The sequence below is a fragment of the Amycolatopsis sp. CA-230715 genome (genome assembly GCF_018736145.1).
In the GTDB taxonomy this organism is placed as follows: domain Bacteria; phylum Actinomycetota; class Actinomycetes; order Mycobacteriales; family Pseudonocardiaceae; genus Amycolatopsis.
In genome coordinates, this window is sequence record NZ_CP059997.1 from 2,707,095 (window position 1) to 2,722,680 (window position 15,586).

General features: G+C 64.8%; 10 protein-coding genes and 3 rRNA genes. 4 read left to right on the forward strand and 9 right to left on the reverse strand.

Annotated features, from left to right (window positions below; genetic code table 11):
* Window positions 1-21: 21 nt before the first annotated feature.
* Window positions 22-750 carry a DUF4191 domain-containing protein gene (locus tag HUW46_RS12440; RefSeq protein ID WP_215547429.1) on the forward strand — a complete coding sequence of 243 codons (729 nt, stop codon included), beginning with the start codon at window positions 22-24 and terminating at the stop codon, window positions 748-750.
* A gap of 66 nt (window positions 751-816) precedes the next feature.
* Here HUW46_RS12440 and HUW46_RS12445 read toward each other — a convergent pair whose 3' ends face one another.
* The gene (locus HUW46_RS12445) at window positions 817-1,296 is read right to left on the reverse strand and encodes an RDD family protein (RefSeq protein WP_215547430.1); all 480 of its coding nucleotides are present in this window, start codon (window positions 1,294-1,296) and stop codon (window positions 817-819) included.
* A 245-nt stretch (window positions 1,297-1,541) separates the two neighbouring features.
* Between HUW46_RS12445 and glnA the strand changes: the two genes are divergently transcribed.
* Entirely contained in the window at window positions 1,542-2,966 is a 1,425-nt protein-coding gene (gene glnA / locus HUW46_RS12450) for a type I glutamate--ammonia ligase (RefSeq protein ID WP_215547431.1), read from the forward strand.
* 99 nt (window positions 2,967-3,065) lie between these two features.
* Window positions 3,066-3,371: an EthD family reductase gene (locus tag HUW46_RS12455; protein ID WP_215547432.1), complete on the forward strand. Its 306-nt coding sequence runs from the start codon at window positions 3,066-3,068 to the stop codon at window positions 3,369-3,371.
* Here the strand turns inward: HUW46_RS12455 and HUW46_RS12460 are convergent, their stop codons facing one another.
* The 5 genes from HUW46_RS12460 to HUW46_RS12480 all read right to left on the reverse strand — a co-directional run bounded on the left by HUW46_RS12460 (window position 3,372) and on the right by HUW46_RS12480 (window position 9,271).
* Complete coding sequence (locus HUW46_RS12460) at window positions 3,372-3,803, reverse strand: acyl-CoA thioesterase (protein ID WP_215547433.1); 432 nt, start codon at window positions 3,801-3,803, stop codon at window positions 3,372-3,374.
* Between the two features lie 24 nt (window positions 3,804-3,827).
* Window positions 3,828-6,794 carry a bifunctional [glutamine synthetase] adenylyltransferase/[glutamine synthetase]-adenylyl-L-tyrosine phosphorylase gene (locus tag HUW46_RS12465; protein WP_215547434.1) on the reverse strand — a complete coding sequence of 989 codons (2,967 nt, stop codon included), beginning with the start codon at window positions 6,792-6,794 and terminating at the stop codon, window positions 3,828-3,830.
* Between the two features lie 39 nt (window positions 6,795-6,833).
* Window positions 6,834-7,976, reverse strand: coding sequence for an inorganic phosphate transporter (locus HUW46_RS12470; protein ID WP_215547435.1), 1,143 nt, complete (start codon window positions 7,974-7,976; stop codon window positions 6,834-6,836).
* A gap of 92 nt (window positions 7,977-8,068) precedes the next feature.
* Entirely contained in the window at window positions 8,069-8,821 is a 753-nt protein-coding gene (locus tag HUW46_RS12475) for a type 1 glutamine amidotransferase (RefSeq protein WP_215547436.1), read from the reverse strand.
* A 21-nt stretch (window positions 8,822-8,842) separates the two neighbouring features.
* A complete protein-coding gene (locus HUW46_RS12480) occupies window positions 8,843-9,271 on the reverse strand; it encodes a rhodanese-like domain-containing protein (protein WP_215547437.1) in 429 nt (142 codons plus the stop codon).
* A gap of 110 nt (window positions 9,272-9,381) precedes the next feature.
* On the opposite strand from HUW46_RS12480, the gene HUW46_RS12485 reads away from it, so the two are divergent.
* A complete protein-coding gene (locus HUW46_RS12485) occupies window positions 9,382-9,831 on the forward strand; it encodes an Lrp/AsnC family transcriptional regulator (protein ID WP_215547438.1) in 450 nt (149 codons plus the stop codon).
* 240 nt (window positions 9,832-10,071) lie between these two features.
* Here HUW46_RS12485 and rrf read toward each other — a convergent pair.
* From rrf to HUW46_RS12500, 3 genes are all read right to left on the reverse strand, one after another.
* Window positions 10,072-10,188, reverse strand: a 5S ribosomal RNA gene (rrf, locus tag HUW46_RS12490).
* A 67-nt stretch (window positions 10,189-10,255) separates the two neighbouring features.
* A 23S ribosomal RNA gene (locus HUW46_RS12495) occupies window positions 10,256-13,376 on the reverse strand.
* Between the two features lie 294 nt (window positions 13,377-13,670).
* Window positions 13,671-15,188: ribosomal RNA gene (locus tag HUW46_RS12500) — 16S ribosomal RNA — on the reverse strand.
* The 16S, 23S and 5S rRNA genes sit together here, the layout of an rRNA operon.
* Window positions 15,189-15,586: the final 398 nt, after the last annotated feature.

Here is a 15,586-nt window from a genome sequence, read left to right on the forward strand (position 1 = left end):
CCCGGCCGTATCCTGGCTCATATGGCGGGAAAGCAGGACAAGGAAGCTGCTAAGCAGGCGAAGAAGGAGAAGCGCGCCGCGGGCAAGGCTCGTCGCGGGCAGATCTTCGAAGCGTTCAAGATGCAGCGCAAGGAAGACAAGGCGCTCATCCCGTGGATGCTGGGATCGGTGCTGGTCATCACGGGTGTGGTGTTCGGGATCGGGTTCCTGATCAACGCCCAGTGGGCGCTGCTGCCGCTCGGCATCCTGCTCGGCCTGCTCGCCGCCGTGATCATCTTCGGCCGCCGGGTGCAGAAGACCGTGTACTCGAAGGCGGACGGCCAGCCCGGCGCCGCCGGGTGGGCGCTGGACAACCTGCGCGGCAAGTGGCGGGTGACGCAGACCGTCGCGGCGACGACGCAGCTCGACGCCGTGCACCGCGTACTGGGCGGCCCCGGGGTGATCCTGGTCGCCGAAGGCGCGCCGCACCGGGTGAAGGGCTTGCTCGCGCAGGAAAAGAAGCGGGTCGCGCGGCTCATCGGCGAGACGCCGATCTACGACGTGATCGTGGGCACCGAAGAGGGCCAGGTGCCGCTGCGCAAGCTGCAGGGCTACCTGATGAAGCTCCCCCGCAACCTCAAGCCCGCCCAGGTCGACGCGCTCGAGGCGAAGCTGGCCGCGCTCGGCAGCCGCGGCGCGGCGATGCCGAAGGGCCCGATGCCGCAGGGCGCGAAGATGCGCAACGTGCAGCGCACCATCCGCAGGCGCTGACACCGCGGACGCGAAAAAACGGGCGGCGAGAGGAAGTCCTCGCCGCTCGTTTTCGTTACCGCGAGTTCAGCGAAGGCGGACGACGACGGTGCCGGTCAGCCGGTCCAGCCAGCTGCGCCCGTCGTGGTTGCGCACCAGCGCGGGCACGATCACGAAGGTCAGCACGCCCCGCACGAGCGCGCGCACCGGGCCGACCAGCGCGCCGCCGTCGAGCCGGGCGACCCTGATGCCGGTGGCCGCCATGCCGGGGGTGAACCCCGCGAAGGTGACCGGGACGACGGTGATGACCGCCCAGGTGACGACCGCCCACCAGTTGTAGGCCTGCATCGCGGCGGAGTCGGCGAAATCCGGGCGCCGGAACAGGGCCGTCACCAGCGACGCGAGCACGAGGTCGACGAGAAGGGCCAGCACGCGGGTGCCGAAGGTCGCGGCCGATCCGACACCGCTTTCCGGCAGGCCCAGCCGCTCGCCCGGCCAGCGCGGCGGCTCGCCAGCGCTCGCGGCCCCGCCGGGAGCGGACAGCCATTCGCCGGTCCATCTCGCCACCCATCCAGGGTAACGGGCTGGCCAGGAGGGGGCTCGCACTGGTCCACTACCGGGATCCGCCGACCCGTTAACACCGGCGAAACATTCGGGTGACGGTCGGGCAACACCGCGCTCTTAGCGTGAGCCGAAGAGAGTAACGCGCAAGCGGCGTCGGCGGTCGGCCTATCACGCTCCGAGGTCGGTGCGGCCGCGACAGCGGCAGCCCGCAGCACCGCCGGGCAACGAAGACGAAGGAGTTACCGAGGGTGACCACTACTCCAGACGACATCCAGCGACTCATCACCGATGAGGACGTGCAGTTCGTCGATGTCCGGTTCTGTGACCTGCCGGGTGTGATGCAGCACTTCACGGTGCCCGCCAAGGCGTTCGACAACGACGCCTTCGAAGAGGGCCTCGCCTTCGACGGATCCTCGGTGCGTGGTTTCCAGTCGATCCACGAATCGGACATGCTGCTGCTGCCGGACGCGGAGACCGCGCGGATCGACCCGTTCCGCAAGCAGAAGACGCTGTCGCTCAACTTCTTCGTGCACGACCCCTTCACCCGCGAGGCGTACAGCCGCGACCCGCGCAACATCGCGCGCAAGGCCGAGCAGTACATCGCCGAGTCCGGTATCGCGGACACCGTGTTCTTCGGCCCCGAGGCCGAGTTCTACATCTTCGACTCGATCCGGTTCGACTCCGCCGAGAACGGCGCGTTCTACGAGATCGACTCCGTCGAGGGCTGGTGGAACACCGGCGCCGACGAAGAGGGCGGCAACCGCGGCTACAAGACCAAGTACAAGGGCGGCTACTTCCCCGTCCCGCCGGTCGACCACTTCGCCGACCTCCGCGACGAGATCGTGCAGCAGCTGACCGGGTCCGGTTTCGAGATCGAGCGCGCGCACCACGAGGTGGGCACTGCGGGCCAGGCCGAGATCAACTACAAGTTCAACACCCTGCTGCACGCGGCCGACGACCTGCAGCTGTTCAAGTACATCGTGAAGAACACCGCGTGGGCGGCCGGCAAGTCGGCGACCTTCATGCCGAAGCCGCTGTTCGGGGACAACGGCTCCGGTATGCACTGCCACCAGTCGCTGTGGAAGGACGGCACGCCGCTGTTCCACGACGAGTCCGGTTACGCGGGCCTGTCGGACACCGCGCGCCACTACATCGGCGGCCTGCTGCAGCACGCGCCGAGCCTGCTGGCGTTCACCAACCCGACGGTGAACTCCTACCACCGCCTGGTGCCCGGCTTCGAGGCCCCGGTCAGCCTGGTCTACTCGCAGCGGAACCGCTCCGCGTGCGTCCGGATCCCGATCACCGGCAACAACCCGAAGGCGAAGCGCGCCGAGTTCCGCTGCCCCGACTCCTCTGGCAACCCGTACCTGGCGTTCGCGGCCATGATGATGGCCGGTCTCGACGGCATCAAGAACAAGATCGAGCCGCCGGACCCGATCGACAAGGACCTCTACGAGCTTCCGCCCGAGGAAGCCCGCGACGTGAAGCTGGTGCCGGGCGACCTCGGCACGGTGCTCGACACCCTCGAAGGCGACCACGACTACCTCCTCGAAGGCGGCGTGTTCACCTCGGACGTGATCGACACCTGGATCAGCTTCAAGCGCGAGCACGAGATCGACCCGCTGCGCCTGCGCCCGCACCCGCACGAGTTCGCGCTCTACTACGACGTCTAAAAACAGGGACGTGTAACCGCACCCCGAAGCACGGGGCGCCGGTCGAGGGAATACCTCGGCGGGCGCCCCGTTTTTCGTGCCAGGGTGTTTACTCGGGGCATGCACAAACTCGTCGTGCTCTACCCCGCGCCCACCGATCCGGACCACTTTCGCCGCTACTACGAGGAAACCCACCTCGAACTGGTCAAGAAGCTGCCGAACATCCTCGGCTGGCGCTACAGCTTCGACGTCCGTGCCGCGGGTCAGGAGTCGCCGTACTTCGCGATCTTCGAGGCCGATTTCGCCGACGCGAAGGCTATGAACGAGGCACTTTCCTCGCCCGAGGGCGAGGCGACGCGCGCGGACGTGCCGAACTACGCGACCGGCGGGTCGATCTCGCTGAACTACCCGGTGACCGGCGGCTAGCTACTCGGCGGTGGAGATCAGCTTGAGATCGGTGCCGACACGTTCCAGGATGCCGCGCGGGTCCGGCACGAGCTTGCGGCGGTCGAGGTCCATCAGCCCCAGCGTGCAGTCGATCTCGGCGGACACCGTGCCGTCGTCCTTGAGGATGACCGAGTCCAGCCAGAAGACCTTGCCGTCGCCGAACCGGCCGTCGCACGTCACGGTGACGGTGTCGCCCGCGCGCAGCTCCCGCTTGAACCGGACGGTCGATTCGAGCAGCACGGCGGCGATGTTGTCGTCGCGCAGTCCGGCGAGAGCGCCGGACGCCTCGATCATTTCCAGCCTGGCCACCTCGGCGTACGAGTGGTACACGGCGTGGTTGAGGTGGCCGAGGGTGTCCAGCTCGTAGTGCCGCACCTTGATCCGGACGCTGAAGGGTTCGCGCTCGCTCACCAGTTCACTGTAAGGCTCGCGGGGTCAGGTTTCGTAGAACAGGTGCTCGACGACACCGTGAGCCCGGCGGGTGACCTTGCGATACGTGTCGAGGAACTCACCGGGGTCGTCGTCCGCGGAGTAGCCGAGCACGCGCGCGACGGAGGCGAGGTCGCGGCCGGAGCTGGGCACCTCGTCGACGGCCTTGCCCCGCACCAGCATCCCGGCGTTGCGCACCCTCGTCGCCAGCAGCCACGCCTCGGTGAGTGACTCGACGTCGGCCTGCTCGGCCAGCCCCGCTTCGGCCAACGCGCGCAGAGCGTCCACTGTGGACGCAGTGCGCAGGCCCGGCACCTCGTGCGCGTGCTGGAGCTGCAGGAGCTGGACCGTCCACTCGACATCGGCGAGACCACCGCGGCCGAGCTTGGTGTGCCGGGTCGGATCGGCGCCGCGCGGCATCCGCTCGGTTTCGACGCGCGCCTTGATGCGGCGGACTTCGCGGGCCTTCGTCGCGTCGAGCCCGCCTTCGGGATAGCGGATCGGGCCGATCATTTCGAGGAACCGGTCGCCGAGTTCGGGATCTCCCGCCGCGAACCTGGCCCGCAGCAGCGCCTGCGCTTCCCAGACCTCGCCCCAGCGCTGGTAGTAGGCGCGGTAGGACTCGAGGGTGCGCACGAGCGGGCCGTTGCGCCCCTCCGGGCGGAGATCCGCGTCGACGACCAGCGCCGGATCCGCGGTCGGCGCGCCGAGCGCCTTGCGGACGGTTTCGGCGACGGACGAGGCGTACCGGACGGCATCGGAGTCCGAGACGCCTTCCGCTGCCTCGCACACGAACAGCACGTCCGCGTCGGAGCCGTAGCCGAGTTCCGCCCCGCCGAGCCGTCCCATCGCGATGACGGTGATCTTCGCCGGTGTGGTGCCGAGTTCCGCGTCGCGCTTCCGCACCGCCGCCGCGAGCGCGGACTGCAGCACGGCGGCCCACACCTTCGACAGCGCACGGCACACCGCGGGCACGTCGAGCAGGCCGAGCAGATCCGCCGAAGCGACGCGCAGCAGTTCGTGGCGCCGCAGCGAACGGGCCGCCGCGACGGACGCGTTGAGGCCGGGCTGCCGCCGCGCGGTGGCGCGAAGGGACGTGGCGACCTCGTCGGGTGAACGCCCGGCGAGCCGCTCGGGGTCGCCGAGGAGTTGCAGCACCTCGGGCGCCCTGGCGAGCAGGTCCGGCACCAGTTTCGAAGTGCCGAGCAGGAACGCGAGCCGCTCGACGACAGCGCCTTCGTCGCGAAGAACCCTTAAGTACCAAGGGGTTTCCTCGAGCGCCTCGGACACTTTCCGGTAGGACAGCAGGCCACGGTCGGGATCGGGGGTGTCGGCGAACAGGTCGAGCAGCACCGGGAGCAGCGCTTCCTGGATCGAAGCGCGCCTCGACACACCCGCGGTGAGCGCCTTGATGTGTTGCAGCGCACCGTCCGGTGCCGCGTACCCGAGCGCGGCGAGCCTGCTCGACGCCTGTTTCGTGGTCAGCCGCAACGCTTCCGTCGGCACGTTCGCGACGGACTGCAGCAGTGGCCGGTAGAACAGTTTTTCGTGCAGGCGCCGGATCCGCTGCGCGTGACGGCGGAACTCGGCGAGCAGCAGCTGCCCCTCGCCCTTCCCTTTGGTGGGCCGCAATCCCATCGCCCTCGCCAGCACCCGCAGTTCGTCCTTTTCGGACGCATCGGGGAACAGGTGTGTGCGGAGCAGCTTCCTCAGCTGCAGCCGGTGCTCCACGGTTCGCAGGAATTCGTACGACGCCTCGAGTTCGGCCGCGTCGGACCTGCCGACGTAGCCGCCGTTCCCGAGCGCGGCCAGTGCGTCCATTGTGGACGGCGAGTGGAGATCGGTGTCGACCCTGCCGTGCACGAGTTGCAACAGCTGCACCGCGAACTCGACGTCACGCAGCCCGCCCCTGCCGAGCTTGAGCTCGCGCTCGATGAGTTCCGAAGGCACGTGGCCCTCGACCCTGCGGCGCATCTGCTGGACGTCGGGCACGAAGTTGTCGCGGTCGGCCGCCGACCACACCATCGGGGCGACCATCTCGGCGTACTCCCGGCCCAGTTCGGCGTCGCCCGCGACCGGCCTCGCCTTCAGCAGCGCCTGGAACTCCCAGGTGCGCGCCCATTTCTGGTAGTAGGCCGTGTGCCCGTCGAGCGTGCGCACGAGCGCGCCCGCCTTGCCCTCCGGCCGCAGGTTGGCGTCGACCTCGAAGCACGCCTTGCCGACGATCCGCATCATCGTGCTCGCGACCCGCGTGGCGAGCTGGAGGTCGCCGTCGGCGACGAAGATGACGTCGACGTCGCTGACGTAGTTGAGCTCCCGGCCACCGCACTTACCCATCGCGATCACCGCGAGCCGCGCCTCGTCGCCGGAGCGGGTGATGTGCCGCGCGAGCGCGAGCCCCGCCGTCAGCGCCGCCTCGGCGAGCGCGGTCAGCCAGCCGGCGACGTCACCGTAGGAGGGGTGGGCCAAGGAAGGCTCGACCGTGCCGCAAAGATCGGCGGCCGCGATCTCGAGCAGCAGCCCGCGATACTCGAAGCGCAGTGCCTGCTCGGCGTCCGCTTCGCTCAGGCCCTCTTCCTCGACGGCGGACAGCAGCGTCGGCGCGTAGTCCTCGGCCCTGGTCAGCTTCCGCTCGGCCAGGCGACGCCAACGGCCGGGTGAAGCGGCGAGGAAGTCCGCGAGCGCGCTGGAGGTGCCGAGCACGCTGATCAACCTGGCGCGCAGCACGGGATCTTCGTCGAGCGCCGCGGTCAGCACCGCCCAGCCCGACTCGTCGGCCTCTCTGATGCGGTCGAAACCCCGCAACGCGAGATCGGGATCGGCGCTGCGGGACAGCGCTGTCAGCACCGGGGCGGCCCCCTCGGCGGGGCCGGTGTCGGTCCACCAGCCCGCGGCGCGGAGCTGCGCGTCGGCGCGGTCGTCGGTGAAGCCGTATCTCGCCGCGGACGCGGTCGGCCGGACTCGTTCTGCCATCGGCATCCACCGTAGCCGGTCGGCACGCGGAAACGGGGGTCAGACGGAGAGCCGTGACCTGCCGTCGTGATCGGGCGGGGTCGGTTCCGGGACGGTGAAGCTGTGCGCGGTGATCGGCTTCCGGCGGGACAGGAGGTAGATGCCGATCCCGAACCCGATGCCGACGACCCCGACCCCGATGGTGCCCGCCGAACCCATCGAGGCGAACTTGCCCGCGATCGCGCCCACGACGGCCGCCGCGGGCAGCGTGAACAGCCACGCGATCACCATCCGGCCGGCGAGCCCCCACCGCACCGGCGCCTCCCGCCTGCCGAGCCCGGAGCCGAGCACACCGCCGGAGCACACGTGCGTGGTGGAGAGCGGGAACCCGAGGTGTGACGACACCAGGATCACCGCGGCGGAACTGGTCTGCGCCGCGAACCCCTGCGGGCCTTCGATGTCGGTGAGTCCCTTGCCGAGTGTGTGCGTGATGCGCCAGCCACCGAGGTACGTGCCCAGCGCCAGCGCGAGCGCGGCGCTGAGGATGACCCAGGTCGGCGGCGCGGAGCCCGGCGCGAGGTGCCCGGAGGTGACCAGCGTGAGCGTGATGATGCCCATCGTCTTCTGCGCGTCGTTGGTGCCGTGCGCGAGCGAAACCAGCGAGGCGGAAACGATCTGCCCCGCGCGGAACCCGGTACCGGCTCGTCCGCCGCGTTTGGCCCTGATCACCCGGTAGACCAGGTACGTGACCGCCATCGCGACCACGCCCGCGATCACCGGTGACGCGGCCGCCGGTACGAGCACCTTCTCCACGATCTTCGAGAAGTGCACCGAGCCGCTGCCCGCGGCGACCCAGGTCGCGCCGATGAGTCCGCCGAACAACGCGTGCGACGAGCTGGACGGGAGCCCGACGAACCAGGTGAACAGGTTCCAGACGATCGCCCCGATCAGGCCGCCGAACACGATCGCGGGCCCGACCTTGCTGTCGTCGACGAGTCCACTGGAGATGGTCTTGGCGACCTCAATGGACAGAAAGGCGCCCGCGAGGTTGAGCACGGCGGAAAGCGCGGTCGCGGTACGGGGTCTGAGCGCACCGGTGGCGATCGACGTGGCCATCGCGTTTGCCGTGTCGTGAAAGCCATTGGTGAAGTCGAAGACCAACGCCGTGGCGACCACGACGACGACCAGTAGCGTGGGGTCCACCCCAACCTCCGTACCCTGTCGGACTTCCCGCAAGGTACCTGAAGTTCAGCGCTCTTCGTTAAGGCCGCGTTATCGTTTGCGCCACCCCCTTGTCATACCAGGGGCAACGAGTTCCGGGTCCCCTGTGCGGGGGAGAGCTTCCCATCGACCAGGTGGACGAACCGTTCCGCGAAGGGCCGCCACGTATCAGCGATATCGGCGTGCACCTGGGTGAGGCTGTCCGTCTCGAATGCACTCGAACGGCCGAAGGCGGCGAGGTCGGGTTCGTCCGCCGCCCAGCTCTGCACGACCTCCGGGGTGGTCTCGATGTGGAACTGCACGCCGTAAACGCAGCGGTTCAACCGAAACGCCTGGTTCGGGTATCGCGGCGCGGAGGCGAGCAGTTCGGCACCCGGCGGGAGGAACGCGATGACGTCCTGGTGGAACTGCAGGACATCCGGCATGAGCGGGAGGTCCGCGAAGAGCGGGTCCGTCCACGCGGTGTCCTTTTTCGACACGAGCGCGCCACCGACCTCGGGGCCGTCCTTTCCGCGCTCGACCCTGCCCCCGGTCGCCACCGCGAGCAGCTGCGCTCCGAGGCAGATCCCGAGCGTCGGCGTCCCGGTGCCCGCGGCGAGGCCGAGCAGCCTGCGCACTTGCTTCAGCCAGGGGTGCATGTCGTCGTCGACGTCCATGCCGCCGCCGAGGCAGATCACGCCCTGGTGCTCGGCAAGGTCGTCCGGCAGTTCGTCGCGGGGCGGGAGCCGGATGTCGAGCTCAGCTCCCGCCCCGGTCAGCCATTCACCGAGCGGGCCGACCGGATCGGTCTCGTCCGGCTGGATGATCAGCAGTCGTGGCGCAGTCACCACACCAGCGTACGACCGGCGTCAGCAGGCGCACGTGACGGTGGTGCCGGCTCCTTCGACGGGGTACCCGGCCGCAGTCCAGGCGGTGATCCCGCCGGAGAGCCGCTTGACGCGGAACCCGAGGCGGGCGAGCGCGAGCGCGCCCTTGGTCGCGGCGTTGCAGAAAATGCTTTCGCAGTAACAGATGTACACGAGGCCGGGGTCGAGATCGCGAGTGCTCTCCGCGGTCAGCGTGCGGTACGGGAGGTTGATCGCGCCGGGGATGTGAGCCGCCGCGAACGCCTCCGGGGCTCTGGTCTCGACCACCGCGTATCCGCGACGGGCGCCGTCGGCCAGGTCGCGGGCGAGGTCGTCGGGGTCGACTTCGAACTCGAGTTCGGCGCCGAACCGCGCCACAGCGGCGCTGGGCGTGGCAGCGGGGAAGGTGAGTACGCGTGCGGGATTCGTCATGGCTCGATCCTGCTGTGCCACGGCGCGGCGACACAGGGGGAATCCAGCGGAGATCGGCTGGATAACCTGGGAATCCCCGGCGGAATCGGCGATCGACCTGGAGGCTGCACGTGGACCTCGACGACATCGATCGGCGGCTGATCGAGCTCCTGCAGGACGACGGCAGGCTCAGCTACACCGAGCTGGGACGGCGTGTGTCACTGTCCGCCCCCGCGGTGACCGAGCGGGTGCGCCGCCTGGAAGAGCGCGGTGTGATCACCGGTTACACAGCGCGGGTGGACACGACGAAACTAGGCCTGCCGATCGAAGCCATCGTCCGGGTCAGGGTCCGCAGCCTCGACGGGCCGCGGTTCCGGGAGACGATCCTCCCGCTGCCGGCCGTGGTCGCCGCCGATCACGTCACCGGCGAAGAATGCTGGTTCCTGCGGGTGCTCTGCGCGAGCACCGGCGCGCTGGAGGAGTTCGTGGAGCGAGCGCAGCGGTACGGCGAGACGAGTACCTCGCTCGTGTTCTCGTCCCCGGTACGCGACCGAGCCGTAGGCGCGCCTTCACGGAGCTGAGCGCCCGGAATTGTCGGTGTGGCGCGGTAACGTTGAAATCGGGGGTTCCCCTGGGTGTACGAAAGGGACTTCTCGTACAGGTCGGGGGCAGCCGGATGCCGGGGGTGGTGTGTGCCGGGGGCCGGGTTGGTTGGGGTGCTGGCGTGCGGTAGTCGGCCGCGGTGTTGGGTGTGGATGTAAAAGCAACCCGGGCCCCGAGAGAACGTGGTGTTCTCGACCGGGGCCCGGGTTGTGAAGGGTGTTCGGCGGCGTCCTACTCTCCCACAGCCCTTCGGCTGCAGTACCATCGGCGCTACCAGGCTTAGCTTCCGGGTTCGGGATGGGACCGGGCGTTTCCCTGGTGCTGTGACCACCGTAACTCTGTGAAACATCCACACGGGTGGTGTGGTGTTTCAGAGCTGTAGAGCGGATGCGTAGCGTCTTTGTGGGCAAGTCCTCGGCCTATTAGTACCAGTCAACTCGATAACACATTACTGTGCGTCCATTTCTGGCCTATCAACCCAATGGTCTGTTGGGGGCCTTAACCCACGTGGGGGTGGGAGACCTCATCTTGGAACAGGCTTCCCGCTTAGATGCCTTCAGCGGTTATCCCTTCCGAACGTGGCTAACCAGCCATGCCACTGGCGTGACAACTGGCATACCAGAGGTTCGTCCGTCCCGGTCCTCTCGTACTAGGGACAGCCTTCCTCAAGTCTCCTGCGCGCGCGGCGGATAGGGACCGAACTGTCTCACGACGTTCTAAACCCAGCTCGCGTGCCGCTTTAATGGGCGAACAGCCCAACCCTTGGGACCTACTCCGGCCCCAGGATGCGACGAGCCGACATCGAGGTGCCAAACCATGCCGTCGATATGGACTCTTGGGCAAGATCAGCCTGTTATCCCCGGGGTACCTTTTATCCGTTGAGCGACACCCCTTCCACCAGGTGGTGCCGGATCACTAGTCCCGACTTTCGTCCCTGCTCGACATGTCTGTCTCACAGTCAAGCTCCCTTGTGCACTTGCACTCGACACCTGATTGCCAACCAGGCTGAGGGAACCTTTGGGCGCCTCCGTTACTCTTTGGGAGGCAACCGCCCCAGTTAAACTACCCATCAGGCACTGTCCCTGAACCAGATCATGGTCCGAGGTTGAGATTCCCAATTCGACCAGAGTGGTATTTCAAGATTGACTCCACCTCCACTAGCGTGAAGGTTTCCTAGTCTCCCACCTATCCTACACAAGCCGAACCGAAAACCAATACCAAACTATAGTAAAGGTCCCGGGGTCTTTCCGTCCTGCCGCGCGTAACGAGCATCTTTACTCGTAGTGCAATTTCGCCGGGCCTGTGGTTGAGACAGCCGGAAAGTCGTTACGCCATTCGTGCAGGTCGGAACTTACCCGACAAGGAATTTCGCTACCTTAGGATGGTTATAGTTACCACCGCCGTTTACTGGCGCTTAAATTCTCAGCTTCGCCCCGAAGGGCTAACCGGTCCTCTTAACGTTCCAGCACCGGGCAGGCGTCAGTCCGTATACATCGAATTGCTTCTTCGCACGGACCTGTGTTTTTAGTAAACAGTCGCTTTCCGCTGGTCTCTGCGGCCAACTCACCCTAGCCCGCGTGGGGCTTCAGGTGCTTTGGCCCCCCTTCTCCCGAAGTTACGGGGGCATTTTGCCGAGTTCCTTAACCACAGTTCACCCGATCGCCTTAGTATTCTCTACCTGACCACCTGTGTTGGTTTGGGGTACGGGCCGTGTATGTTCTCGCTAGAGGCTTTTCTCGGCAGCATAGGATCACTCTACTTCACCTCAATCGGCTATGCGTCACGTCTCAGCCTGGTGGAACACGGATTTGCCTATGTTCCGGCCTACACGCTTACACCAGTACTACCATTCACTGGCGGAGCTACCTTCCTGCGTCACCCCATCGCTTGGCTACTACAGAATCAGGTCCCACGCTCCACCACACACCTCTATCCGAAGATTTCAGCGTGTGGCTTTGGGTGGTTAGTGTCAACTGCCTCGCCAGGGGCGAACAAACACGGGTACGGGAATATCAACCCGTTATCCATCGACTACGCCTGTCGGCCTCGCCTTAGGTCCCGACTTACCCTGGGCGGATTAGCCTGGCCCAGGAACCCTTGGTCATCCGGCGGCAGAGTTTCTCACTCTGCTTTCGCTACTCATGCCTGCATTCTCACTCCCACACCCTCCACGACTCGCTTACGCGGCCGCTTCTCTGGGTGCAGGACGCTCCCCTACCCACCCGTACCACTACACAACAACCCGAGGGCTGAAGCGGATGTATTGTACGAGTGACACAGCTTCGGCGGTGTGCTTAAGCCCCGCTACATTGTCGGCGCAGGACCACTTGACCAGTGAGCTATTACGCACTCTTTCAAGGGTGGCTGCTTCTAAGCCAACCTCCTGGTTGTCTGGGCAATCCCACATCCTTTCCCACTGAGCACACACTTAGGGGCCTTAGCTGGTGTTCTGGGCTGTTTCCCTCTCGACGACGAAGCTTATCCCCCGCCGTCTCACTGCCGCACTCTCACACATCTGTATTCGGAGTTTGGTTGATTTCGGTAACCCGGTAAGGCCCCTAGACCATCCAGTAGCTCTACCCCAGATGTGAAACATGCGACGCTGCACCTAAATGCATTTCGGGGAGAACCAGCTATCACGGAGTTTGATTGGCCTTTCACCCCTACCCACAGCTCATCCCCTCAGTTTTCAACCTAAGTGGGTTCGGGCCTCCACGCCGTCTTACCGGCGCTTCACCCTGGCCATGGGTAGATCACTCCGCTTCGGGTCTAGACCACGCGACTACGTTCGCCCTGTTCAGACTCGCTTTCGCTACGGCTACCCCACACGGGTTAACCTCGCCACGTAGCACTAACTCGCAGGCTCATTCTTCAAAAGGCACGCCATCACATCCGAAAATGCTCTGACGGCTTGTAGGCACACGGTTTCAGGTACTCTTTCACTCCCCTCCCGGGGTACTTTTCATCTTTCCCTCACGGTACTAGTCCGCTATCGGTCTTCAGGAAGTATTTAGGCTTACCGGGTGGTCCCGGCAGATTCACAGCAAATTCCACGAGCTCGCTGCTACTCGGGAACACCAGCACAACACACAACGCAAGCTTTCGCGTACGGGACTCTCACCCTCTCCGGTCACCCATCCCAAGGCGTTCCACTAACTCACGCGCGCATCGGAAGACCTGTCAGAATCTTCACGCTAGGTCCCACAACACCGCACACACAACGTCTGACAACTATCACATGTGCACGGTTTAGCCTTTTCCGCTTTCGCTCGCCACTACTCACGGAATCACTTTTGTTTTCTCTTCCTACGGGTACTGAGATGTTTCACTTCCCCGCGTTCCCTCCACACACCCTATATATTCAGGTGCGGGTAACACCCCATCACGGGTGCTGGGTTTCCCCATTCGGACATCCTCGGATCTCAGCTCGGTTGACAGCTCCCCGAGGCCTATCGCGGCCTCCCACGTCCTTCATCGGCTCCTGAAGCCTAGACATCCACCATGTGCCCTTAACAACTTGACCACAAAGATGCTCGCATCCACTCTACAGTTCTCAAACACCACACCCAGAAACAACACCACCGTGTTGCCTCAGGACCCAACAGCATGCCAGCAAACAATCATCAACCAGACCCGGCAGCCGCTTTCCACACCCAACAGGGCAGTACTCACAACCACCAGCACCCAGCCTCAAACCATAACCAGTAGTTCCACAGTTCCTTGAGCAACCGCGGCAACCCTGCGTTCGAGGGTTGAGCCGTGGCCACTCCGTCCCGTGCTCCGGGTATCCCGGCGGGGCGGATGTGTTGCTCCTTAGAAAGGAGGTGATCCAGCCGCACCTTCCGGTACGGCTACCTTGTTACGACTTCGTCCCAATCGCCAGTCCCACCTTCGACCACTCCCTCCCTTGCGGGTTGGGCCGTGGGCTTCGGGTGTTACCGACTTTCATGACGTGACGGGCGGTGTGTACAAGGCCCGGGAACGTATTCACCGCAGCGTTGCTGATCTGCGATTACTAGCGACTCCGACTTCACGCAGTCGAGTTGCAGACTGCGATCCGAACTGAGACTGGCTTTAAGGGATTCGCTCCACCTCGCGGTATCGCAGCCCTCTGTACCAGCCATTGTAGCATGTGTGAAGCCCTGGACATAAGGGGCATGATGACTTGACGTCATCCCCACCTTCCTCCGAGTTGACCCCGGCAGTCTCCCACGAGTCCCCGCCATAACGCGCTGGCAACGTAGGATAAGGGTTGCGCTCGTTGCGGGACTTAACCCAACATCTCACGACACGAGCTGACGACAGCCATGCACCACCTGTACACCAACCACAAGGGAAGCCCTATCTCTAGGGATGTCTGGCGCATGTCAAGCCCAGGTAAGGTTCTTCGCGTTGCATCGAATTAATCCACATGCTCCGCCGCTTGTGCGGGCCCCCGTCAATTCCTTTGAGTTTTAGCCTTGCGGCCGTACTCCCCAGGCGGGGCGCTTAATGCGTTAGCTACGGCACGGACAACGTGGAATGTCGCCCACACCTAGCGCCCAACGTTTACAGCGTGGACTACCAGGGTATCTAATCCTGTTCGCTCCCCACGCTTTCGCTCCTCAGCGTCAGTATCGGCCCAGAGACCCGCCTTCGCCACCGGTGTTCCTCCTGATATCTGCGCATTTCACCGCTACACCAGGAATTCCAGTCTCCCCTACCGAACTCAAGTCTGCCCGTATCGACCGCAAGCTGAAGGTTAAGCCTCCAGTTTTCACGGCCGACGCGACAAACCGCCTACGAGCTCTTTACGCCCAATAATTCCGGACAACGCTCGCACCCTACGTATTACCGCGGCTGCTGGCACGTAGTTAGCCGGTGCTTCTTATCCAGGTACCGTCACTCGCGCTTCGTCCCTGGCGAAAGAGGTTTACAACCCGAAGGCCGTCATCCCTCACGCGGCGTCGCTGCATCAGGCTTTCGCCCATTGTGCAATATTCCCCACTGCTGCCTCCCGTAGGAGTCTGGGCCGTGTCTCAGTCCCAGTGTGGCCGGTCGCCCTCTCAGGCCGGCTACCCGTCGTCGCCTTGGTAGGCCATTACCCCACCAACAAGCTGATAGGCCGCGGGCTCATCCTGTACCGCCAGAACTTTCAACAACCAACCATGCGATCAGCTGTGATATCCGGTATTAGACCCAGTTTCCCGGGCTTATCCCAAAGTACAGGGCAGATTGCCCACGTGTTACTCACCCGTTCGCCACTAATCCACCCCGAAGGGCTTCATCGTTCGACTTGCATGTGTTAAGCACGCCGCCAGCGTTCGTCCTGAGCCAGGATCAAACTCTCCAACAATGAATTTGATCGAGACTACTCAAATAATCTCAAAGGAACCTCAAAACGAGGTTCAAAATACATAAGCTCTACTGGCTTAGTTCACTAGCACACTGTTGAGTTCTCAAGCAACACGGTATCTTTGTCAGATACTGAATTGTTCTAGGCAGTCCTTGTCCTGATGGGACAGCTTCTACCCTACGAGTTAGTCGTTGGGTTGGTCAGCCACCTTCAGGGCCGTCGCAGTACGTTACCCGGTTCGGTTCGCGGTGTCAAACCCGCCCGACCCTGGCCCGCGCGGCCTCGGTGAAGTGTACTCCACCTCGTCCTGCGCAGTGTTACCGGGCCTCCGGGGCTTTCGCCCTGTCGGCCGGTGTTCCTGGCGACGAAGAGAAGATTACATGCCGTCCAACCCCCCT

Bases quoted from the DNA above. Each gene is read 5' to 3' on its own strand.
- HUW46_RS12440 (WP_215547429.1), top strand. From the start codon at position 22: ATGGCGGGAAAGCAGGACAAGGAAGCTGCTAAGCAGGCGAAGAAGGAG.
- HUW46_RS12455 (WP_215547432.1), top strand. From the start codon at position 3,066: ATGCACAAACTCGTCGTGCTCTACCCCGCGCCCACCGATCCGGACCAC.
- HUW46_RS12465 (WP_215547434.1), bottom strand. From the start codon at position 6,794: ATGGCAGAACGAGTCCGGCCGACCGCGTCCGCGGCGAGATACGGCTTC.
- HUW46_RS12480 (WP_215547437.1), bottom strand. From the start codon at position 9,271: ATGACGAATCCCGCACGCGTACTCACCTTCCCCGCTGCCACGCCCAGC.